We start from the raw sequence: 22,852 nt of genomic DNA on the forward strand, positions 1-22,852 counted from the left end.
TTACCGGTCCGTCATCCTCCTCGAGTCGCCCTTGGCCGCCGCCCCTTTCCGTCCTCGGCGTCTTCTCCCGGTGTGTATCAGTCCTTGTACACGGGATCCGGCGGGGCCGGCTTGTCCTGCGCCCCGCCGAAGTCCTCCGCGAGCCACTTGCGATAGGCGCGCATCCAGGGGCTGTTGTCACCGCCCTTGCGGTAGTCCGCCAGCACCTCGTTGACCCGGCGTACCAGGTCGTCGTCGTCCTTGTTCATCGCCACGCCGTACAGCTCATCGGTGAATCGGGAGCCGACCAGCTTGACGGAGGGGTCCTGGGCGGCCTGGCCCGCCGCCAGCGCATTGTCCGTGATCACCGCGTCCACCTGGCCCAGTTGCAGTCTGACCAGGCAGTCGAGCTGGTTGGGCACCGGCTTGACCTTGATCGCGCCGAGCGCCTCGGCACCGGTCTCCGGCTTGTCCAGCTCGGCCTCGGCGGTGGAACCCTGTGCCGTGCACACCTTCTTGCCGCGCAGCGTCCGGTTGTAGCCGGTGATGGACGAACCCTCGGTGACCAGCACCTGCTGACCGGCCTGGAAGTAGGCGGTGGAGAACGCCACGTCCTTGATCCGGTCGCAGTTGATGGTCATGGTGCGCACCACCACGTCCACCTTGCCCTGCTGAAGGGCCTTGATGCGCTGACTGGTGGGGATGGTGCGGTAGATGACCGCGTCCGGATCGCCGAAGATGTCCTTGGCGATGGCGCGCACGATGTCGATGTCGAAACCGGTGAGATCGCCGGTGGCCGGATCGCGGTAGCCCCAGCGGTAGCTGTTCTGGTCGACGCCCGCGATCAGCTTGCCGACCCTGTGGCCGTTGATCTCACGGCTCTTGATCCGTTTGATGGCCTTGCCGCTCGCGCTGGACGGCCGCAGGCTCGCCTCCGGCTTCTTGCAGCTGTCCGCCGCGGTCTCGTGTCCGGCCCGCAACGCCTGCGGACGCCGGTCCGGCGCACCGCTCCGGCCGCCGTCACCGTCTCCGTCCACCGTGGCGGGCACCACGATCGCCGTGGCCACCCCCAGGGTGCACACCACCACCGCGGCGGCCGATCGCACCGATCGCATACTGATGCCCCCCATCACCCTCATCGGTACTCCGACAGTCTGCGGCCGATGCCCAGCACCGCGCCCACGGCCCCGAGCACGGCCAGCACCCCGGCCCCGGCGGCCATCGCGGTGAACGCGCCCCGCCCGTCGTCGGCGGCCCGCTGGAACTCCCGCTGCTCGTGGTCGACGGCCTTGGCCAGCAGGGTGTCCACGGTGTCGAAGGACTGACCGGTGCTGTCGTCGGCGCCGATGACCTTCTTCAGCGCCTTGCCGTAGTCGCCCGCGTCATCGGCGCCGCGGGCGTCCTGGTGCCGCTGCCGCCACTCCCGGACCGCAGAGGCGGCGCTGTCCACCGGATCGCGCCCGGCGCTGTCGTCCGCGGCCTCCCGCGCCCCGCGCAGATCCCCGGCCAGGCTCTTCATCCGGGAGCCGTAGCTGACCTCGTAGGCGTCCTTGCCCTTGTTGGCGCCGTCCTTGTCGATGACCACGGCGCCGCGCGCGACCAGCGTCAGATTCTCGTCGGCACGGGCCCGGAGGGCGTCGATCCGCGCGGCGTTGAGCACGCGGAGGGAGTTCGCGCCGTGCTCATGGGAGTCGCTCAGCCCGGCCCGGGCGACGGCGTGGCCGACCACCGTCCACAGCAGCACCACCGTGGAGGCGGCGGTGGCGGCCAGCAGACCGCGGTTGAACACCCGGTTGGTACGGCGGTAGTTACGGCGCTGGGCCCAGCCCAGGGCGCCCAGCGCGATCACACCGGCGCCGAGCGCCGCCCAGGGCCAGGCCTTGGCGTCCTCGTAGTCCTCGCCGAGGCGGGCCGTCTCCGCCTGGTAGAGCCTGCTCGCCGCGGGGAGCAGGCCGCCGCGCATGGTGTCGTTGGCATAGCGCAGATAGGCGCCGCCCAGCGGCAGCCCCTGGCGGTTGTTGGCGCGCGCGGACTCCACCAGGCCGGTGTAGACCGGCAGCAGCCGGTTGATCGTGCGTATCTCGTGCCGGGCGGAGGCCGCGCCGTCGGTGGTGGCCGCGGCCCGCACCAGTAACCGGGACGCGGTGTCGATGTCCGTCTCGTAGCGCTGCCGGACCTCGGCGGGCTCCTCCTTGCCCGCCAGGAAGCCGCTGGCCGCCGTGGTGTCGGCATCGGCCAGGGAGCGGTAGATCCGGGCGGCGTCGGCGCTCAGCGGCTGGCTGCGGTCGGCCACCGCGTCCGCCGCCGTCTGGCGGTCCGCGACCTGCCAGGCCGTCACCGCCCCGAACGCCACCACCAGCACGGCCAGCACGGCCCCGATGACGCGCAGCCGCCCCGGCTCGGTCGTGGCCGCGGCCCGCGCCCGGTCGACGCCCTCACGCCACGCGGTGCGCGGCGGAGCCGCGGGCGCGGGCGGTGCGGCTCTGCCGGTGGTCGGCGGGTGTGACACAAGACCTCCCCCTCGGTCCGGAACCCCTCGGTCGCTCTCGCGGCCCGCCGCCCGGCTGCGGCGAACTCTGGATCCCCCGGCAGCAGTATGACCGCAGCCACCGGCAGGGTCATCGGTACCGCCCCGATCTTGCCCGGATCGCGATCTTCGCTTCGCGATCTCCTCCGCTTCGCGATGCCTGTGACCGCCCGGCCGGACTGGTGGGCGTACCCGTGCTATGTGCGTCCACGCCCCGCACGACCGTCCGGTTCCCGGGCCGGGCGATACGGAGCGGAGTTCACAGTGTGACAAATGGTCTCTTCGGGTGAATACCCGTTATAGGGATGGATCTACTGCCCGGTCCGCGCCTTACTGGGATGGCATCCACACCCCTCTTCCTCAGGGGTGCCGCGACGATACCGGCTCTGCCCAAGGCCCTCCGGGGCCGCACGGATCGGGGCGCCACCGGTCGCCCGCCCCTCTTCTCTTCCTCGCGTCTCTTCCTCTCTTCCTCTCTTCCTCACGCCGCGGCGTTCGCGCGTGAGCACCTGAACCGACCCGACTCGTACAAGGAGAACCCCATGATGTGGAGAAAGGCCCTGTGCGGACCGCGCCGACGGTCCTGGCGGCGGTGGGCGTCCTCGGCGGGGGCGGTGGCGCTGGGGGCCGCCGGGCTGGTGGCCGTGCCCGCCGCCGGGCCGGCGTACGCCGCTTCGGTGCCGTGCAATGACGCGGCGCTGGTGACGGCGGTGGCCGGAGTGGCCACCCCGGGCGGGTCGCTGAGCCTGTCGCCCGGCTGTACGTACACCTTGAACGCGGTGGACAATCCGGACAACGGTCTGGCGGTCATCACGGGGTCGGTGAGCATCACCGGGAACGGCGCCACCATCGTGCGCAGTTCCACGGCCCCTTCGTTCCGGATCTTCGAGATCGGCAGTGGCGGCACCCTGTCGCTCACCGGCCTCACCCTCCGGGGCGGCTCCGTCACCGGTCAGGGCGGCGCCGTCCTGGTGAACGGCGGCGGCACCCTGAACTCCTCCAGAACCGGATTCATCGAAAACGCCGCCACCAGCGACGGCGGTGCCATCAGCGTCCTCGCGAGTGGAACCAGCACCTCGAGCCGCGACGTCTACACCGACAACGTCTCCGGCCTCCACGGCGGGGCCGTCAACTCCGAAGGCACGACGACCATCGCCGGCGCCGCTCTGACCGGCAACCGGGCCGTGGAGGGCGGCGGAGTCAACAACGACACCAGCACGTCGGACATCACGATCTCCGGCAGCGCCTTCAGCCGCAACATCGTCAACGGCAGCACCGGGGACGGCGCGGGCGCTGACTTCGACGGCGGTACCGTCAAGATCTCGAAGAGCGATTTCAGCCGCAACACCACCACCAGGACGACGACGTTCGGCTTCGCCGGGGCCATCTACAACAACGCGAACCTGACCGTGACCGGGTCCTCGGTCAATCGCAACACCCTGACGACCGCCGGCAGCGGGGCCCAGGGCGGAGGGTTCTACAACGACGGCACCCTGACCCTGACCACCTCCACGGTCAACGGCAACGCCGTCAACGGGACCGCGGGCAACGACTCCGGTGGCATCTACAACGACGGCACCCTGGTGCTCGAGCGCTCCACGGTCAATGAGAACACCGTCGCCAACGGCGTCGCCGGCGGCATCTTCAATGACGGCGGTTCCGTCACGGCGACGGGCAGCACCGTCAGCGACAACACCTCCAGTGCCGCGCCCGGCGGCATCTCCAGCACCAACGCAAGCGTCACCTTGAGCGGCTCCCCCGTAACGGGCAACAGCCCCACCAACTGCGTGGGCAGCCCGGTGCCCATCGCGGGCTGCACCGGCTGACCGTCGCCGGGAGGGGCCGACGGGTCAAGCCCCGCCGGCCCCTCCTGCCTATCCTCCCGACGAGGCCTCGGCCCACGCCCTCCGGTACTGCGCGCGCAGCCGGGCGTGGGCCCCCGCGGGCGCCCCCATACGGTCCAGACCCAGCAGTGCGGCCCCCAGCACCGGTGGGGCGGTGACCACACGGGGCTCGGCCTTGGGGGCGCGCTCGGCGAGGAGTTCGCAGACCCGGCCGTCCAGCAGCGGATGACAGGCCGCCAGCACCCCGCCGCCCAGGATCACCGGGGTCGGCTCGGCCAGCAGATCGAGCCGGGTCAGCGCGACCGTGGCCAGCGCGACCACCTCCTCGGCCTGCCGGGCCACGATCGCGCGCGCGACCGGATCGCCGGACGCGGCCACCGCGAAGAGCAGCGGTGTCAGCTCCAGCCGCCGGGCGGCCTCCAGCGAACCCAGATGCAGCGCCTCGATCAGCTCGTACATCGTGGTCAGGCCGAAGTGCGCGGGCAGGGCGCGGACCAGCTCGGTCGGCTCACCGCGGCCGTCCTCGGCGCGCGCCGCCCACCACAGCGCCTCCTCGGACAGAAAGCCCCCGCCGCCCCAGTCGCCGGAGATCCGGCCGATGGCCGGGAAGCGGGCGGTACGGCCGCCATGGCCCAGCCCCGCGCAGTTGATGCCCGCGCCGCAGACGACGGCGACTCCGGCCGGTTCTCCGGCGTCCGCCAGCCCGGCCCGCAGCAGGGCGAAGGTGTCATTGGCCACGGTGACACCGGCGCCCCAGCGGCGGGCGGCCAGCGCGTCCGTCAACTCCTCCTCCTCGGCGGGCAGATCGGCGTTGGCCAGACACGCCGAGACATGGCAGATCCGCGCGGGCCCCGGGCCGCCCGCCGCCAGGGCAGCCCGCTCCACCAGCGGCGTCAGCGCGCCCACCGCGGCCTCGGCGCCCACCAACGGTGGCCGGAAACCGCCGCCGCGAGCCGTGCCGAGGACCGAGCCGTCCAGGGCGACCAGCGCGACATCGGTCTTGCTGTTGCCCGCGTCGATCGCCAGGACCGCCCGGCCCGCCGCGGCCGGAGGGGGTACGGACTGCGTCAGATCCACGCCAGGTGCTCCCGGTTGTGCGCGATCAGGTCGTCGGTCAGCTTCTCGGCGTACTCGATCTGGCCGATGAGGGGATGGCAGAGCAGCGCCCGGAAGATCCGCTCCCGGCCGCCCTTCAGCGCCGCCTCCAGCGCCAGGTCCTCGTACGCCGTCACCTGGGCGACCAGCCCGGCGAACAGCGGCTCCAGGGGGCGCACCGGCAGTGGCTTCGCGCCCTGCGCGTCCACCGTCGCCGGGACCTCGATCACCGCGTCGTCGGGAAGGAAGGGCAGGGTGCCGCCGTTGACCGTGTTGACGATCCGTACCTCGCCGGTGTCCCGCAGCAGCGAGGAGGTCAGATCGACCGCGGCCTCCGAGTAGAAGGCCCCGCCGCGCCTGCCGAGCAGTTCGGGCTTCTCGTCGAGCGCCGGATCGCCGTACATCTCCAGCAGTTCCCGCTCGATCGCCGCGACCTCCGCCGCCCGGGACGGCCGGGTCCGCTGCTCCCGCACCACCGCGTCGTGCTGGTAGAAGTAGCGCAGGTAGTAGGAGGGGACAACGCCGAGCCGGTCGAGCAGCGCGCGGGGCATCCGCAGGTCCTCGGCCACGGCGTCGCCGTGCTCGGCGAGCAGCTTGGGCAGTACGTCCTCGCCGTCCGGGCCGCCGATCCGCACAGCGCGCTCCCAGGTGAGGTGGTTGAGCCCGATGTGCTCCAGCGACACCTCCCCGGGCGCGACGCCCAGCAGCTTCGCGAACTTCCGCTGGAAGCCGATGGCCACGTTGCACAGCCCGACCGCGCGGTGCCCGGAGGACAGCAGCGCCCGGGTGACGATCCCCACCGGATTGGTGAAGTCCACGATCCAGGCGTGGGGGTTACGGGCGCGCACCCGCTCGGCGATGTCCAGCACCACCGGGACCGTACGCAGCGCCTTGGCCAGCCCGCCCGCCCCGGTGGTCTCCTGGCCGACGCAGCCGCACTCCAGCGGCCAGGTCTCGTCCTGATCGCGCGCGGCCTGCCCGCCGACGCGCAGTTGCAGCAGCACCGCGTCCGCGCCGTCCACACCCGCGTCCGGATCGGCGGTCCAGGAGATCCGGCCGGGGTGGCCCTGCCGGGCGAAGATCCGGCGGGCCAGACCGCCGACCAGCTCCAGCCGGTCGGCGGCCGGGTCGACGAGGACCAGCTCCTCCAGCGGGAGCACATCCCGCAACCGGGCGAATCCGTCGACGAGTTCGGGGGTGTAGGTGGATCCTCCACCCACCACTGCGAGCTTCAACCCTTGACTCCTGTCAGTGTGACGCCTTCGACGAAGGCTTTCTGGGCGAAGAAGAAGACGGCGATGACGGGGGCCATGACCAGGAGGGTCGCGGCCATCGTCAGATTCCAGTTGACGCTGTGCGCGCTCTTGAAGGTCTCCAGGCCGTAACTGAGCGTCCAGGCGCCCGGATTCTGCGCGGCGTAGATCTGCGGGCCGAAGTAGTCGTTCCAGCAGTAGAAGAACTGGAAGAGCGCGACGGCGGCGATGCCCGGCTTCGCCATCGGGACCACCACGCTGAGCAGGGTCCGCAGTTCCCCGCAGCCGTCGATCCTCGCCGACTCCAGATACTCCCGGGGAATGGTCAGCAGGAACTGGCGCAGCAGGAAGATGGAGTACGCGTCACCGAACGCCATCGGAATGATCAGCGGCCACAGCGAACCCGACAGATGGAGCTGCTGCGCCCAGACCAGATACATCGGGATCACGATGACCTGGGGCGGCAGCATCATGGTGGAGATGACCAGCAGCATGGCGGTCCGGCGGCCCCGGAAACGGAATTTCGCCAGTGCGTAGGCCACCGGAACGGAGGAGCAGACGGTGAAGAGGGTGCCGAGTCCCGCGTACAGCAGCGAATTGCGCCACCAGTCCGCGAAACCGGGGGTGGAGAACACCTCGGCGTAGTTCGACCAGTGCCACTCATGCGGCCACAACTCGCCGCTCATCGCCTGGTCGTCGCTCATCACCGAGGTCAGAAAGACAAAGACGAACGGCAGGAGGAAGAAGAGCGCCGTGGCGAGGGCGACGGTGTGCACGGCGATCCACTCCAGCGCCGCGCGGCGGCGGGCAGCGGGGGCGGGGGAGCGGCGGGCGGCGGGGCGCGAGGGGGCGGCGGGCGCCGGGAGGGTGGTGGTCGCGGTCATGCGGATCGGTCCTCTCAGTCCTCGGCTCAGTCCTCGGCCGACAGCAGGCCGGCGCGGCGGCGCATCAGCAGCGTGGTCACGGCCATCGCGATGGCGAAGAGCACCAGCGAGAGCACACACGCGGCGCCGGTGTTGAAGTTCTGGAAGCCGAGCGAGTAGACGAGCTGCGGCACGGTGAGCGTGGAGTGGTCGGGATAGCCGGGCTGGATGACCGAGCCGGGGCCGACGCTGACACCGGAGGCCAGCTTCCCGGCCACCAGCGCCTGGGTGTAGTACTGCATCGTCTGGACCACACCCGTCACGACCGCGAACATCACGATCGGGGTGATCGACGGCCAGGTCACATAGCGGAAGGTGGTCAGCGCCCCGGCGCCGTCCAACTCGGCAGCCTCGTACTGCTCACGGGGAACGTCCAGCAGCGCGGCCATGAAGATGACCATGAGATCGCCGATGCCCCACAGCGAGAGCATCACCAGCGAGGGCTTGGCCCAGGCCGGATCGTTGAACCAGTTGGGGGCGTCGATGCCCAGATTCCCGAGGATGGCGTTGACCGGTCCGGTGCCGGGGTTGAGCAGAAAGACGAACGCGACCGTGGCCGCCACTGGCGGGGCCAGATACGGCAGGTAGAACGCGGTGCGGAAGAACCCCACCCCGGTCTTCACCTTGGTGACCAGCAGCCCGATGCCCAGTCCGAAGACCACCCGCAGCGCGACCATCACCACGACCAGCCACAGGGTGTTCCACAGCGCCGGGCCGAACAGCGGCATCTGCTCGAACACATACCGCCAGTTCCGCAGCCCCACGAAGGTGGGGGTCTCGATCTGGTTGTAGTGCATGAAGGAGAAGTAGACGGTGGCGATCAGCGGATAGCCGAAGAACACCGTGAAGCCGATCAGCCAGGGCGAGAGGAATCCGAGGGTGCGCAGCCGCTCGCGCACGGCTTTGCGGCGCAGGGCGGGGGCGGGGGTGAGAGGGGCCATGGCGCACTCCGTCAGTTCTGGGCCTGGAGATTGTCGGCGTCGATCTGCTCGTCCAGTTCCCTCAGCCCTCTGCCGAGGTCGGGCACCCGGCCCGCTTCCACCGCGTAACCGAAGTCCTGGAGCGAGACGACGTACTGGCCGCCGTTGAGGGAGGCCGGAAGGGCGCTGCTGTAGCGGTTCCCGGCGATACGGAGAAAAGTGCGGAACGCCGGGTCGGAATCCAGCTCGGGGGACGCCAGCGCCGCCTTGGTGGACGGCACATTGTGAATGGCGTTGGCGAAGGCGACGACCTGGTCGGTGTCGGAGGTCAGGAATTCCACCAGTTTCCAGGCGGCGTTCTGGTGGGTGCTGCTGTGCGCGATGCCCACGACCGTGCCGGTGAGATAACCCCGGCCGTAGGTCTCCGGCCGGTCGTCGGGTACGGGCAGCGGAGCGGTGCCCCACTCGAAGGAGGCGTCCTTGAGGTAGAGCCCGCGCCATTCCCCGTCCAGGTGCATGGCCAGCTTTTCGGTCAGAAAGGCGTTCTGCGCGGACATTTCGTCACCGAAGGAGGTACGGAACCTCTCCAGCGGGCCGTAGCCGCCCTGGCTCCGGATCAGCTCCCGCTGGGTGGCGAAGAACTCCCTGGCCGCCGGTTCCTCCGCCAGCCGCGCCTTTCCGCGCCGGTCGAAATAGGACGGGCCCCACTGGGCGAACAGCCGGTCCGGGCTGTTCTGGTAGAGACGGAAGTTGGGCATGAAACCGACCCGCTCATAGCCGCCGTCCTTGGTGCGCCGGGTGAGTTTGGCCGCGTCGCGCTTCAGCTCCGACATGGTGCGCGGCGGGCGCTCGATGCCCGCCTCCTTGAAGGCGTCCTTGTTGTAGTAGAGGCCGAAGGCGTCGGCGAGCAGCGGCAGGGCGCACTGCTCGCCCCGGTAGCTCGTGTAGTCCAGCAGGGTGGTGGGGAAGACCCGGTGTTTGTCCAGACCGGTCTTCTTCATGAAGGGGTCCAGATCGACCCACATGCCGGAGGAGCAGTACTGCCCCACATTGTTGGTGGTGAAGGACGAGACGACATCGGGGGCGTCGTCCCCACCGGCCCGCAGGGCCTGGTTCACGGTGGCGTCGGTGACATTTCCGGTGGCCTTGACCCTGATGTTGGGATGGAGCTCCTCGAACCGGGCGATGCTGTCATTGATCGCCTTGAGCTCGTTCTTCTCCGCCCAGCCGTGCCAGAACCGCAGGGTCACGGGCTTGGTCGGATCGTCTTCGGCGCTGCCGGCGGCGGGGTTGGCGCAGCCCGTCAGCAGGAGGGCACAGGCGCTCAGGACCGAGAGGAGAGAGGCCGTTCGTCGTGGCATGGGGACGTCCTTCGGGGGCGGGGGAGTCAGACGTCGAGACGGGCGGTGTCGAACACCGTGTGGCGGGCGTCGGTCAGGGCCTGTCGCAGTGCGCCGAGCAGGATCGGATCCCCCTCGAGCGCGCTGATCCGTATCTCCGGCCTGGGCAGGGCGAGTCCGGTCAGCTCGGCCTCCACCAGCTCCCGCAGCCGCTCCCCTCCGGCCTGCGCGACCTCGCCCGACAGCACGACCAGTTCGGGGTCGACCACCGCGACGACGGAGGCGAGTCCGGTGGCCAGCCGGCGGGCCAGCTCGGTGAGAACGGCGTCGCCCGCGCCGGGGGTGCGCAGGGCCGCGGTCAGCGCCTTGGCGGCGCTGGGCGCGTCGATCCCGTGGTCATGGGCCAGCTCCACCACGGCGGGTGAGCCGACCAGCTTCTGGAACCCGCCGCCCGCGTCCGGCCGGGCGGCGTCGTCCTGGCCGCCGCGGGCGAGCGGTGCCCCCGGCAGCGGCATATAGCCGATCTCCCCGGCCCCGCCGGTGGCCCCGCGCAACAGGGCACCGCCGAGCACGACGGCCGCGCCGACCCCCTCGTCGGCCCAGACCAGGACGAAGTCGTCGAAGTCCTGGGCGGTGCCGTGGTGCTGTTCGGCGACGGCCGCGAGATTGACGTCGTTCTCGATGACGACCGGCGTACCCAGGACCCGGGCCAGGTCGCCCCGCAGGGTGCGGGACTGCCAGCCGGGCAGATGGGGCGCGTAGCGCAGGGTGCCGGTGCGCGGGTCGAGCGCGCCGGGGGTGCCGATGACGGTGGAGTGCAGCGCGCCGAGGTCGAGACCGGCCGCGGTCAGCGCCCCGTGCACGGCGTTGGCCACCAGTTCGGTGGTGCGGGCACTGAGGGTGCGGTCGCCCGCGGGGGCGGTCACCCGGTACTCGCCGACCGTCCGGCCGGTGAGGTCGGCGACGGCGGCGGTGATGCCCGCCTGGTCCACGGCGAGCGCGGCGACATGGGCGGCGGCCGGATCGATCTCGTACAGCTGGGCGTTGGGGCCCGGCCGCCCGGTCACATTGCCGGTGGTGCGGACCAGACCGGCGGACTCCAGACGGGACAGCAGCTGGGAGGCGGTGGGCTTGGACAGCCCGGTGAGCTCGCCGAGCCGGGTCCGGGTGAGCGGTCCGTGCGCGGCCAGCAGCTCCAGTGCCGCCCGGTCGTTCATGGCGCGCAGCACGCGCGGGGTGCCGGGTGTGCTGCTGTGTGGTGCGGCCATGGCGGTGCCCCCCGTCTCCGTGGCTCTGGTGAGCCGTCTGGGTAGCTCTGTTAAGAAACTTTCCTATCGATGGGAAGCAAGGTAGGCCCCGGGCGGCACGGCGTCAATGGGTGCGGCACACGGAGACCGTCGTGTCCGGGAGACGACGGCCCTGAAGCGATGGCCCTGACGTCAGCCGCCGAAACGACGGACGCTCCCGTCCCCGGAGCGGGGCGGGAGCGTCTCTGGCTGCGCCGGTGGGTCACTTCTGTACGGGCGGCGGGGCGGCCGCCGGGGCGGGCGGCGGAATCGCGCTGGCCGCCTGGGACTGCGGGGAGTCGGGGTTGCCCAGGGCCGAGGGCGCGGACACGCCCGCCGACGGATCGGCGGCCCCCGTGTCCAGGGCCGCCTCCGGGGGACGGCCGACCAGGGGGATGCCCGCCTCCTCCAGTGCCTTCTTGATCCGCCAGCGCAACTCGCGCTCGATGCCCAGCGCCTTGCCCGGCATGGTGCGCGCCGAGACCCGCACCACCATGGAGTCCAGATAGACCGCGTCCAGCCCCAGCACCTCGATCGGCTCCCACAGCCGCTCGTTCCAGGGCTCGTCCTTGGCCATGTCCACCCCGACCTGGGTGATCACCGCGCGGACCCGGTCCAGGTCCTCGTCGGCCCGCACCTGGACGTCGACGGCCGCGGTCGCCCAGCCCTGGCTGAGGTTGCCGATCCGCTTCACCTCGCCGTTGCGCACGTACCAGATCTCGCCGCTGTCGCCGCGCAGCTTGGTGACGCGCAGCCCGACCTCGATGACCTCACCGGAGGCGACCCCGGCGTCGATCGAGTCGCCCACGCCGTACTGGTCCTCAAGGATCATGAAGACGCCGGAGAGGAAGTCCGTGACCAGATTGCGGGCGCCGAAACCGATCGCCACACCGGCCACACCGGCGCTGGCGAGCAGCGGTGCGAGATTGATCTCCAGGGCGGAGAGGATCATCAGCCCCGCCGTGCCCATGATCAGGAACGAGGCGACGGAGCGCAGCACCGAGCCGATCGCCGCGGACCGCTGCCGCCGCCGCTCCACATTGACCAGCAGCCCGCCGAGCGCCGTGCCGTCGACCGCCTGGGCGGTGCGGTTCATACGGTCTATCAGCTTGGTGATGGCGCGCCGGACGACGGACCGCAGCACAAACGCGATCACCAGGATCAGGGCTATGCGCAGCCCGACGCTGAGCCAGGTGGACCAGTTCTCCTCGACCCACCCCGCGGCGTTGGTGGCGCTCTCCTGTGCGTCGTCGATGGTCGTGGGACGAGGCGTCGAGTCAGCGGCCAGAGCAGCGGACCAGAACACAGCAGAAAACCCTTCGTGTGCGACATGCCCGCACGGATCACCCGCGCGCAACCCCTCACACAGTAGCGGGGTGAGGGAATGCGCCGTTCCTGTGTTCGACAGCGCGCGAGCGCGTCCAGGGGGCGCGTATGGGCGGGAGGACCGGCCTCAGCTCCTCGTTTCCGCCGCCCGGGAACCCCCGGGAACCGCGCTCCGGTACGGGCCCCGGAAGCCGTGATTCTTGCCACTCCGCACCCGTCCCCCTTTCGTCCGAGGCCCGGTGGCGGGGCGGTGTGCGGACGATAAACGAGGGGGACGCGGAAATGCCTCTCAACCGTTAACCCGGTGATAGTGGCGTTCCGGCCAGGGTTCAGGGGAAACTGGGGGAGATCGTCCCGGCGCGAGCCACGCGCCGCCGGCGTACAAGGAGGCATCCGTGCCGCATGTCCTGGTCCTCAACGCGTCGTACGAGCCGCTCGGCGTCGTACCGCTCCGCCGCGCGCTCATTCTCGTCCTCAACGACAAGGCCGTCAGCCTCGAGGACTCAGGCGCCCTGATGCACAGCGCGACCCGCGTCATACCCGCTCCCAGCGTCGTTCGGCTGAAGCGCTTTGTGAGGGTGCCCTTTCGTGGCCCCGTCCCGCTCACCCGCCGTGCTCTGTTCGCCCGTGACGGCGGCAGATGCGCGTACTGCGGTGGCGTCGCAACCAGCGTCGATCACGTCATTCCGCGCAGTCGCGGCGGCCAGCACACCTGGGAGAACGTGGTCGCCGCATGCCGTCGCTGCAATCACGTCAAAGCCGACCGCCATGTCGCCGAGATCGGCTGGCGGCTGCGTCATCAACCCGCGCCGCCGTCCGGGCTGGCCTGGCGCATCATCGGCACCGGGCATAGGGATCCGCGCTGGATGCCATACCTCCAGGCATACGGCGCGGAAGACGCCATGGCCCGGATCGACGGCAAATCCGCCTGAGACCGGGCCATCGTCATGTCTGCCCGCCGCGCCGCCCGCGGCGGGCCTTTCCCTCTCCACCGGGCGTCGGCCGTGTGGAGCGGTCGTCGGCTGTGTCCAGCGGTCGTCGGCTGTGTCTAGCGGTCGTCGTCGACCGCGTATGCCGACACCGACCAGAGCGAGTAGCCGAAGCGGGTCGCTCGCTCCACGCCCTGGATCCGGATGAACCGGGTGTCCGGGGCGTCCAGTCCGACCGACTCCCGGCCCCCCTCGCCGTGGTCCACCGTGGCCGCCGTGCGCCAGGTGCGGCCGTCCTCGGAGACCTGGACGCGGTAGCGCCTGGCGTACGCGTCCTGCCAGCGCAGTGCGAGCCGCCCGACCCGGGCCGGGCGGGCCAGCTCCAACTGGAGCCATGCGTCGTCCTTCGCCGGGGAGGACCAGCGGGTTTCCGCCTTGCCGTCCACGGCGGCGGACGCGGGGAAGTCGGGCGTCTCGTCCCCCGATGAGGTCGCCTTGGCGCCGTCCGCGCGGGCCAGGTCCGGGCCGCCGGTGCGCGGGAAGGCCCGTACGGTCAGCGTCCGCTTCTCGGAGCCGAACCGGACCGGCACGGTGTAGCTGCCTGCCTTGGTGCCCTTCGCGACCGATATCTCCAGCCGGGCCGTGGCCGTACCGCCGCGCGGCGCCGTCACCCCCTCGGGCGCCCGGACGGTGATTCCGCGCGGGGGCCGGAGGGTGAGGTCATCGCTGACGTCGCCGGGGCGCAGCGAGGTGAGCTCGGCCTCGACCACCGCGGGCCGTCCGCCGATCTCCGCGTCCGCCGCCTGGTGGGACAGCCGCAGCTTCGCGGCCGGGGTGTCGGCGAACCAGGGGGTCAGCTCGTGGACGTCCGGGGCGGTGGTGCCCGCCGCCCAGCTGAGCCGGATCGCGTCGGCCCGGATGTCCTCGCCCGCCGCCTGGGTGGAGCCACTACGGGACAGCGCGCCCAGCGTCCGCCAGCCCTCGCCCGGGACGTGGGCCTCAACCGTGCCCGGTGAGCCGCCCGCCACCGGGGCGGTGAGCGCGGAGACGGAGGTGAGGGGGCGGGTGCGGCCGAAGCGCACGGTAACCGGACGGCTCGGGGCGTCCACCGTGGTGGTCACCTTGCCATCGGCCGCCGCGCGGTCGCCGCCGGAAGTGCGCAGCCCCTCCTCACTACCGGCGCGGTCCACCCCCAGCCAGCTGTCCGCGTGACCGACGGCCTTGCGCAGGAAGGGGTCCAGGACGCCCTTGCCCACGGTCACCCGGCTGTCCGCGATCTTCGTGCGCAGCCCCTCCACCGCGAGCCGGGCCTTCCAGGCCGCGGCGCCGTCGCCGCGCGCCTGGGCGGTCAGCATGTCCACGGCGCGCACCCCGGCGTCGCCGTACCGCCCCAGCTGGTCCAGCCAGGGGCGGACATCGCCGCCCAGCTTCTTCGCCAGCCGGTCGGGGGCGTCGCGCATGGTGCGGAAGGCGTCGCGCAGCCGGTCCGACGCCCGCTCCAGCCGCCCCACGTCGGTGTCGCCGAGCGCCGACCAGAACGCCGTGATCAGCGGGCGCAGATAGGCCGACTCATCGCCGCCGAGCACCGAGGAGGCGTCGTTCCCGGCGAAGGCGCGCAGCGCCGCGCGGTTCTTGGCGTCCGGTCCGGCCAGGTCGTCGATGGCCGCGCTCCAGGACTCCTTTGGGCGGTAGCCGCGCGGGTTCCAGGCGAAGTCGGCGGCGGTGAACAGCGGGATCCGGGAGGCGGTGGGCTGCTCCATGGCGTTGGCCAGCAGCCCGGCGGACTGGGTGGCCACCGCCGGGTCCCGGCCGGTGTACGGGCCGAGGAAGATGCGGTCCTGCGCGTAGTCGTTGACCGGGTAGTTGTCCATGGTGACCAGCCGGTGGCCGAAAGCGGACCGGGCCCCGGCCAGCTCACCGCCGGTGATGGTCCTCGGCACCACCCCGACACCGGTCCAGGCCACCTCGACACGGTCATCGAGACCGGAGGCCAGCGCACGCCGGAACGCGGTGTCGCCGTCCTGGTAGTACTCGGTCGGCATCAGGGAGAGCGGAACGGCGCCGGGATGGCGCCCGGCCAGATGGCGGGCCACCGCGTTGGCCACCGTGGCCTGCGCCTTCGCGGCCGCCTCCGGTCCGGAGCCGAAGGTGTCGCTGTCCTTGCCGCAGTGCCACTCGCTGTAGCTGACGTCCTGGAACTGGAGCTGGAAGGCCCGCACCCCGAGCGCCCACATCGCGTCGACCTTGCGCAGCAGCGCCTTGAGGTCGTCGGAGGAGGAGAAGCACATCTGCTGGCCGGGGGAGACCGCCCAGCCCAGGGTGACGTGGTTGGCGCGGGCGCGGGTGGCCAGCTCCCGGAACTCCTCGCGCTGGGCGGCGGGGTAGGGGTCGCGCCAGCGGGACTGCCGGTAGGGATCGTCGCCGGGCGCGTAGAGATAGCGGTTCTGCTTGGTGCGGCCCATGAAGTCGAGCTGGGCGAGCCGGTCGGCCCGGGACCAGGGGGAGCCGTAGAAGCCCTCGGTGGTGCCGCGTACGGCCGTACCCGGCCAGTCACGGACGGCGACCCCGGCGAATGCCTTCCCGTCCTGTCCGCGGCGTTCCACGAGCAGCTGGCGCAGGGTCTGGACGGCGTGGAAGAGCCCGTCCGGGCCGACCCCGGACAGCGCCGCGGTGGGCCGCCCGTCCACTGACCCGGTGGCCAGCAGATAGCCACCGGAGGGGAGATCACCCCGCTCGGGCGCGCGCAGGGCGCGCAGCGCGGACTGCGCCCCGTGGCCTCCGGCGTGCACCACCAGTCCGCGCGCCGGATTCCGGCCGCCGGGCGTGGCCTCGTAGACCGTGCGCACCCCGGCGTCGTACAGCAGGGAACGCAGCGCGTCCAGCGCGTACGGATCGGCGTCGCCGTCGGCTATGAGCGTGGCCTCGTCCCCCACGGCCACCGCACCGCCCCGGGCGCGCAGCGACTGGGGGCGCGGCCAGACCGGGGGCACCCCGCCGGCGCTGTCGCGGTCCGGCGCGGCGGTACCGGGCCCGCCGTGGTCCACGGGCGCGGCGCTCGCGCCCGGCGCGCCGCCGAGCAGACCGCCGATGACCGCGGCCGCCATGGCCGTCGCACCGGCAGCCCTCGGCGCCCTGGGCCTCTTCCCCCCGAACTGCACCGGCTTCTCCCTGATCCAGATGGACGGTCTTCGTCAGCGCACCGCCAATAGGCGATGAGCCCACCACCACGCCGGTGAGGGTGTCAACGCGGGCGACCGAAGTGTCGCCATTGCCGCGTCTGGCACGGTCCGCACCGGCCGGGCGGAACATGGGGCGCGCCCCCGCAAGTCTGACGGACGGGGGGCGGTCCTGTTCGTAAACTCTGTGTCCCCGATCCCCTGCCGCCGACAAATCGCCGCTCTGGCGGGATGTGAGCTGCGGCACGTCCGGGGGTTGTTTACGTCTGCACCTGTCCCGAGTGGGTAAGCGCGACGTTGACCTACTGCCGACACCCCACGGAGGTCCGTGTGGCCGCGTCAGCTCAGCTTCTGCTCTCCGCCCTGTCCAAACCCGTGCCCGAGGCGTCCCATGACACGGACCCCTTCGACGGGGTCTCCGACCCCGACTGCGGACTGTGCGGGCTGGACGGCTTCGGGACCGGCGGCGCCACCGAGGCGCCCCTGACCAGCGAGCCTCCGCTCGCCGACAACGTGCCCCTGACCAGCGAGCCCCCGCTCGCCGCCGAACTTCCCCTGACCAGTGAGCCGACCGCCGCCGCCATCGGCGCGGGAGCGGGCATGGAGCCGATGGAGTTCTGATGGGCAGAGCGCGGCTCGCCGAGCTGCACGGTGTCGCCACCTCCTACGAGCCCGCCCCGGGCCGCACCGTCCCGGTGCCCGAGGACACTGTCGTCGCCGTACTCGCCGCGCTCGGCGTGGACGCCTCGACCCCCCGATCCGTCACCGAAGCGCTCGAACGGCACACCAGCCGTGAGCGCGACCGGCTGCTGCCGCCCTGCGTGGTGGTGCGCCCCGGTGGCACACCCCGGCCGAGCGTGCCCGAGGGCACCGCACTGCGGGTGCGCACCGAGGACGGCGCGCTGCACACGTGGGGGCCGGCGGACGGCCCGGCCGCCGAGCGCCTGCCCCCGCTGCCACCCGGCGCCCACACCCTGACCGCACAGGCGCCCGACGGCCGCCGGGCGTGCGCCACCCTGATCGCCGCCCCGGACCGGATGCCGGTCCCCCCGGCGCGCAGCCACGGCTTGCTCGTCCAGCTCTACTCGCTGCTGTCGGCCCGCTCCTGGGGCATGGGCGACCTCGGCGACCTGGCCGATCTCGCCGCCTGGTCCGGCCGGGCGCTCGGCACCGGCTTCATCCAGCTCAACCCGCTGCACGCGGCGGTGCCCGGCACCCCCACCGACCCCTCGCCGTACCGTCCCTCCTCACGCCGCTTCCCCGACCCGGTCCATCTGCGGGTCGAGGACGTGCCCGAGTACGCCCAGCTGCGCGGTGCCGCCCGGCTCCGCGCCGACCGGCTGCTGGAGTCGGCCGAGGACTTACGCGGATCCGTGCTGTCCGAGGGCGCGCTGATCGACCGGGACGCGGTGTGGGCGCTCAAGCGCGAGGCCCTGGAACTGGTGCGGACCGTCTCCCTCAGCCCCGGCCGCCGCGCCGCCTACTGCGACTTCCTCGCCGAGCGCGGCCAAGCCCTGGAGGACCACGCCCTGTGGTGCGCGCTCGCCGAGACCCACGGCCCCGAGTGGCGCGGCTGGCCCGACGGCCTGTCCGATCCGCGCTCCGCCCGCACCGCCCGCGCCCGCGGTGAGCACCTGGACCGCGCCGACTTCCACTGCTGGCTCGCCTGGCTCACCGACGGCCAGCTCGCCGCCGCCCAGCGCGCCGCCCGTGAGGCGGGCATGAGCATCGGCCTGGTGCACGACCTGGCGGTCGGGGTGCACCCCTCCGGCGCCGACGCCTGGGCCCAGCAGGACGTCTTCGCGTCCGGTATGTCCATCGGGGCGCCTCCCGACGCCTTCAACTCCCGCGGCCAGGACTGGGGTCTGCCGCCCTGGCGGCCGGACGCCCTCGCCGCCACCGGCTACGCGCCCTACCGCGAGCTGCTGCGCGGTCTGCTGCGCCATGCGGGCGCCCTGCGCATCGACCATGTGATGGGTCTGTTCCGGCTGTGGTGGGTCCCCGAGGGCCGGGAGCCGACCGAAGGCGCCTACGTCCGCTACGACGCGGAGGCCATGCTCGGTGTGCTCGCCCTGGAGGCCCAGCGCACGGGCGCGGTGGTCATAGGGGAGGACCTGGGCACGGTCGAGCCCGGGGTACGGGAGACCCTGGCACGGCGCGGGGTACTGGGCACCTCGGTGCTGTGGTTCGAGCGGGACTACCACGGCGGCCGGACCGTCGGCCCGCCCCGGCCGCTGGCCCCCGAGGAGTGGCGCGCCGACTGTCTGGCCACCGTCACCACCCACGATCTGCCGAGCACCGCGGCCCGGCTCACCGGCGACCACGTCGAGCTGCGCCACCGGCTGGGGCTGCTCACCCGCCCGCTCGCCGAGGAGCGCGCCGCGGACGCGGTCGAGGTCGCCGAATGGCTGGCGCTGCTGGGACGGCTGGGGCTGCTGCCCGAGGGGCCCGCCGACGAGGAGGGCGCGATCCGCGCCGTCCACCGCTTTCTGCTGCGCACCCCCGCCCGGATGGTGGGGGTGTGGCTGCCGGACGCGGTGGGGGACCGCAGACCGCAGAATCTGCCGGGCACCTGGGACCAGTACCCCAACTGGCGGCTGCCGATCGCCGACGCGAAGGGGCGGGCGGTCTCGCTGGAGGAGCTGGTGGCCTCGCCCCGGCTGCACGATCTGATGAAGGAGCTGGCCCGCGCCGTACGGGAGGAGCCCTCGGCGCCGGGGGAGAGGGGTGCCGCCGGAACCACCCCGCGCACGACCGGCGCGCGGGCGTCGGATAAGTTGAGTCCGTGAGCAACAAGGTCAGAAAGAACGCCGTGCGCGCCGGGGCCGTGGTCGCCGCGACGACGGCGATGGTGCTGATGTCGTCCCCCGCGTTCGGACTCACCCCCGACGACGGCGACGACCCGGGTCCGGGCCTGAGCGTCGCCGCGACGCTGGGCCTCTACGTCGTCACTCCGATTGTGCTCTTCCTGGTGATCGCCGGTCTGGTGATCGTCGGAGACAAGAAGTCCGGCAAGCAGACCGACTGACACCGGGCGATCGACGAAAAGCGCCCAGACGGCGCTGCGCAGGCGCCCCCGGCCATCCGGCCGGGGGCGCCTTTGTCGGTATGCCCGGCATGGGCGATTGCTTGGGGGTGGAAGTCCCCTGGGGGAAGAGGTGGTGCTAACCCCGAGCCGGAGGCAACGGCGTCATCGTGAGGTGGGGTCGGGAGGAAGCCCGAGGCGAGACCTGGGCACTGAGGAACACGAACCGTGTATGAGGCGTGCTGGTCGGGTGAGCCCGCCGACGAGGGTGAAGCCCGTCACTGCCAAGAAGGCCAGTGCGTAAACGCGGCAGCGGTCCAGGGACAGTGATCGTTCTTATCCGGGGAGGTCTGTCCGGGTGTCGGTTGTGCTGAGGTGCCGCCGCGCCGACGGTCCGCACTGGAAGGTGCGGGCTGACCGGGCAGAAGTCAGCAGAGGTCGTAGTACCAGCCGGGGTGGCCGTGAGTGCGGCGGGCTGGGAAGGGCCGAACATCGAGTGGAACGGGTGATGTGATGTCTGCTCGTGCCGGGCACGATGACCGCAGCAAGTCCGCGTCAGTGGTGCCGTCCGGGGAGGGACCGGTGCATTCCGGCGATGTCCTGGCGGAGCGTAGTGTCCGGTCGGCGCGTCTCACGGAAGACGTTCACCGCGAACAGGAACCCGCCTTGTGGGAGTTGATGCTCTCGAAGGAGAACCTGCTCGCGGCGCTCAACCGCGTCGAAGCGAACCGGGGGGCTCCCGGGGTGGACGGGATGACCACGGCGGAGCTTCGTCCGTGGTTGCTGGTGCACTGGCCCGTTGTCCGGGCTGAGCTCGATGCGGGCACTTACCGGCCGGCGCCGGTCCGTCAGGTGATCATCCCGAAGCCTGGCGGCGGTGAGCGGATGCTGGGGGTGCCGCGGGTGCTGGACCGCTTGATCCAGCAGGCTATCGCGCAAGTGCTCGTGCCCGTTTTCGACCCGCAGTTTTCGGGGTCGTCCTTCGGGTTCCGTCCCGGCCGGTCCGCTCATCAGGCGGTCAGGGTCGCGAGGCGGGCGATCGAGGACGGCCACCGGTGGGTCGTGGACCTTGATCTGGACCGGTTCTTCGACCGGGTTCAGCACGATGTCCTGATGGCGCGGGTCGCGCGGAAAGTCAGTGACCGCAGGGTCTTGAAGTTGATCCGCAGGTACCTGGAAGCCGGGATCATGGTGGACGGCGTGAAGATGCCGAGTGCGGAGGGAACCCCGCAGGGGTCGCCGCTTTCGCCCGTCTTGTCGAACGTCATGCTCGACGACCTGGACCGGGAGCTGTTCAGGCGCGGTCACCGGTTCGTGCGTTACGCCGACGATGTGCGCGTCTTCGTGCGGAGCGAACGGGCCGCCCACAGGGTGCTTGCCTCGGTCACGGCCGTGGTCGAGCAGCGGTTGAAACTGAAGGTCAACCGGGAGAAGTCAAGAGTTGTCCGAGCGTCCGCCGCCATGCTGCTGGGGTTCGGCTTCTACTTCACCCGGAACGGGGTCAGGATCCGGATTGACCCGAAGGCGCTGGCGCGCTGGAAGGCGAAGATCCGGGAGCTGACCTCACGCCGGTGGAGCATCGCGATGGACGAACGGATCGCGAAGATCGACCGGTTCATGACCGGGTGGATGGGCTACTTCCGGATCTCGGATGCCTCCAGGGCGTTCCGGGACCTGGACGAGTGGTTCCGCCGCAGGATGCGGCAGATCCGCTGGAAGGAATGGAAGCGTCCCAGGACGCGCCAGGCCATGCTGCGAAAGCTCGGCATCAGCGAGCGGCTCTCCCGTGAATGGGGAGGCACCAGCAAGGGCTACTGGCGGGTCGCGGGGTCTCCCGTCCTTGCGCGGGCACTGCCCAATGCCTACTGGGACGATCTTGGTCTGCGCACGCTCAAGCCGACCTGGCAACGGTTGAGATCAGCTGGATGAACCGCCGGATGCGTGGCCCGCATGTCCGGTGGTGTGAGAGGAGGGACGGGCGACCCGTCCCTCCTACTCGATTGGGCGCGGTTGCCACCACTGTCGTATCCGCCACAGCGTGTGCCGCGTTGCGCGCCGACTCCTGTCGGGGGACGGTGGGTTCACCACGGGTCACCCGGCCGTCCCGGGCCGTTTATTTTCGCTTTAACCTACGGTGTCGTAACCTACGGGGCCGTAAGTAAAGACCGCCGTACCCGTCCTCAGGAGCCGCTGTGACCCTCGCCCCCTCCCGCCGACACGGACAGGTCGTGTGGAGCGACAGCCGGCTGCTCTACGCCCTCGAGGAAGTCGTCGAGGCCGAGCTCAACCGGCATCTGAACGTCGCCAAGGAATGGATGCCGCACGAGTACGTGCCCTGGAGCGACGGCCGCAACTTCGACGGGGTGCTCGGCGGCGAGCCCTGGGCTCCCGAGCAGTCCAAGGTCAGCGATATCGGCCGGACCGCGCTGGTGGTCAATCTGCTCACCGAGGACAACCTCCCCAGCTACCACCACGAGATAGCCACCCTCTTCGGCCGTGAGGGCGCCTGGGGCACCTGGGTCCACCGGTGGACCGCCGAAGAGGGCCGCCACGGCATCGTCATGCGCGACTACCTGCTGACCAGCCGCGCCGTCGACCCGGTCGAGCTGGAGCGCTTCCGGATGCAGCACATGTCGGAGGGGTTCGAGTCCGACAACGCGCACAGCATGCTGCACTCGGTCGCCTACGTCGCCTTCCAGGAGCTCGCCACCCGCATCTCGCACCGCAACACCGGCCACCACTCCGGTGACCCGGTCTGCGACCGGATGCTGGCCCGCATCGCCACCGACGAGAACCTGCACATGGTCTTCTACCGCAACCTGCTGTCGAAGGCGTTCGAGCTGGCGCCCGACCAGACCATGTCCGCCGTCCGCGATGTGGTAGTCAACTTCCGCATGCCGGGCCATGGCATCCCCGGATTCGAGCGCGCCGCCGCCCAGATGGCCATCGGCGGCATCTACAACCTGCGCATCCACCACGACGACGTCCTCCAGCCGGTGCTGCGCTTCCTCAAGATCCTTGAGATCGGCGGGCTCGGCCCGGAGGGGCTGAAGGCGCAGGAGGAACTGGGCCTGTACATGGGCGGTCTGGACGACCAGGCCACCAAGTTCGACGAGAAGCGCGAGGCGCTGCTGGCCCGGCGCAGGGCCCGGGCCGAGCGCGGCTGACCGCTCCGCCACCGTCGGACGACGGTCGGCCTCCGGCATCCCGGGGGAGACGGCCCCGCCCG

The 22,852-nt window shown here is 71.5% G+C and carries 17 protein-coding genes; 7 read left to right on the forward strand and 10 right to left on the reverse strand.

All coding sequences use genetic code 11. The features are described from left to right. Positions 1-77: 77 nt before the first annotated feature. Both HUT19_RS27000 and HUT19_RS27005 read right to left on the reverse strand, forming a co-directional pair. Complete coding sequence (locus HUT19_RS27000; RefSeq protein ID WP_254885810.1) at positions 78-1,094, reverse strand: glutamate ABC transporter substrate-binding protein; 1,017 nt, start codon at positions 1,092-1,094, stop codon at positions 78-80. A 20-nt stretch (positions 1,095-1,114) separates the two neighbouring features. After that, positions 1,115-2,488, reverse strand: a complete 1,374-nt coding sequence (locus HUT19_RS27005; RefSeq protein ID WP_176182945.1) for a hypothetical protein — start codon at positions 2,486-2,488, stop codon at positions 1,115-1,117. A 560-nt stretch (positions 2,489-3,048) separates the two neighbouring features. Here HUT19_RS27005 and HUT19_RS27010 point away from each other — a divergent pair. After that, the gene (locus tag HUT19_RS27010) at positions 3,049-4,332 is read left to right on the forward strand and encodes a hypothetical protein (RefSeq protein WP_176182946.1); all 1,284 of its coding nucleotides are present in this window, start codon (positions 3,049-3,051) and stop codon (positions 4,330-4,332) included. 48 nt (positions 4,333-4,380) lie between these two features. On the opposite strand, the gene HUT19_RS27015 is transcribed toward HUT19_RS27010, so the two are convergent. From HUT19_RS27015 to HUT19_RS27045, 7 genes are all read right to left on the reverse strand, one after another. After that, positions 4,381-5,427: an N-acetylglucosamine kinase gene (locus HUT19_RS27015; RefSeq protein ID WP_176182947.1), complete on the reverse strand. Its 1,047-nt coding sequence runs from the start codon at positions 5,425-5,427 to the stop codon at positions 4,381-4,383. After that, complete coding sequence (locus tag HUT19_RS27020) at positions 5,418-6,680, reverse strand: 6-phospho-beta-glucosidase (RefSeq protein ID WP_254885811.1); 1,263 nt, start codon at positions 6,678-6,680, stop codon at positions 5,418-5,420. Before HUT19_RS27020 ends, HUT19_RS27015 begins: the two co-directional genes overlap by 10 nt. Continuing rightward, positions 6,677-7,582, reverse strand: a complete 906-nt coding sequence (locus HUT19_RS27025; protein WP_176182948.1) for a carbohydrate ABC transporter permease — start codon at positions 7,580-7,582, stop codon at positions 6,677-6,679. Before HUT19_RS27025 ends, HUT19_RS27020 begins: the two co-directional genes overlap by 4 nt. A gap of 26 nt (positions 7,583-7,608) precedes the next feature. After that, positions 7,609-8,562, reverse strand: a complete 954-nt coding sequence (locus HUT19_RS27030; protein ID WP_176182949.1) for a carbohydrate ABC transporter permease — start codon at positions 8,560-8,562, stop codon at positions 7,609-7,611. An 11-nt stretch (positions 8,563-8,573) separates the two neighbouring features. After that, entirely contained in the window at positions 8,574-9,902 is a 1,329-nt protein-coding gene (locus HUT19_RS27035; protein WP_176182950.1) for an ABC transporter substrate-binding protein, read from the reverse strand. Positions 9,903-9,928: 26 nt separating this feature from the next. After that, a complete protein-coding gene (locus HUT19_RS27040) occupies positions 9,929-11,149 on the reverse strand; it encodes an ROK family transcriptional regulator (RefSeq protein WP_254885812.1) in 1,221 nt (406 codons plus the stop codon). Positions 11,150-11,390: 241 nt separating this feature from the next. Beyond that, on the reverse strand, positions 11,391-12,473 hold the full coding sequence (locus HUT19_RS27045) for a mechanosensitive ion channel family protein (RefSeq protein WP_176182951.1): 1,083 nt from the start codon (positions 12,471-12,473) through the stop codon (positions 11,391-11,393). A gap of 415 nt (positions 12,474-12,888) precedes the next feature. Here HUT19_RS27045 and HUT19_RS27050 point away from each other — a divergent pair, with 415 nt between their 5' ends. Beyond that, entirely contained in the window at positions 12,889-13,425 is a 537-nt protein-coding gene (locus HUT19_RS27050; protein ID WP_020871293.1) for an HNH endonuclease, read from the forward strand. Between the two features lie 116 nt (positions 13,426-13,541). Here HUT19_RS27050 and HUT19_RS27055 read toward each other — a convergent pair whose 3' ends face one another. Further along, complete coding sequence (locus tag HUT19_RS27055; protein WP_176182952.1) at positions 13,542-16,526, reverse strand: beta-N-acetylglucosaminidase domain-containing protein; 2,985 nt, start codon at positions 16,524-16,526, stop codon at positions 13,542-13,544. A gap of 402 nt (positions 16,527-16,928) precedes the next feature. Between HUT19_RS27055 and HUT19_RS27060 the strand changes: the two genes are divergently transcribed. From HUT19_RS27060 to HUT19_RS27080, 5 genes are all read left to right on the forward strand, one after another. Next, on the forward strand, positions 16,929-17,219 hold the full coding sequence (locus HUT19_RS27060; RefSeq protein WP_176182953.1) for a hypothetical protein: 291 nt from the start codon (positions 16,929-16,931) through the stop codon (positions 17,217-17,219). Beyond that, entirely contained in the window at positions 17,219-19,387 is a 2,169-nt protein-coding gene (gene malQ, locus HUT19_RS27065) for a 4-alpha-glucanotransferase (protein WP_176182954.1), read from the forward strand. The genes HUT19_RS27060 and malQ overlap by 1 nt, the downstream gene beginning before the upstream one ends. Beyond that, on the forward strand, positions 19,384-19,626 hold the full coding sequence (locus HUT19_RS27070; RefSeq protein ID WP_176182955.1) for a hypothetical protein: 243 nt from the start codon (positions 19,384-19,386) through the stop codon (positions 19,624-19,626). The genes malQ and HUT19_RS27070 overlap by 4 nt, the downstream gene beginning before the upstream one ends. A 675-nt stretch (positions 19,627-20,301) precedes the next feature. Then, the gene (gene ltrA, locus HUT19_RS27075) at positions 20,302-21,552 is read left to right on the forward strand and encodes a group II intron reverse transcriptase/maturase (protein ID WP_217712253.1); all 1,251 of its coding nucleotides are present in this window, start codon (positions 20,302-20,304) and stop codon (positions 21,550-21,552) included. A gap of 263 nt (positions 21,553-21,815) precedes the next feature. Continuing rightward, a complete protein-coding gene (locus HUT19_RS27080; RefSeq protein ID WP_176182956.1) occupies positions 21,816-22,790 on the forward strand; it encodes an acyl-ACP desaturase in 975 nt (324 codons plus the stop codon). Positions 22,791-22,852: the final 62 nt, after the last annotated feature.

The organism is Streptomyces sp. NA02950, from assembly GCF_013364155.1.
Taxonomy (GTDB): Bacteria; Actinomycetota; Actinomycetes; order Streptomycetales; family Streptomycetaceae; genus Streptomyces.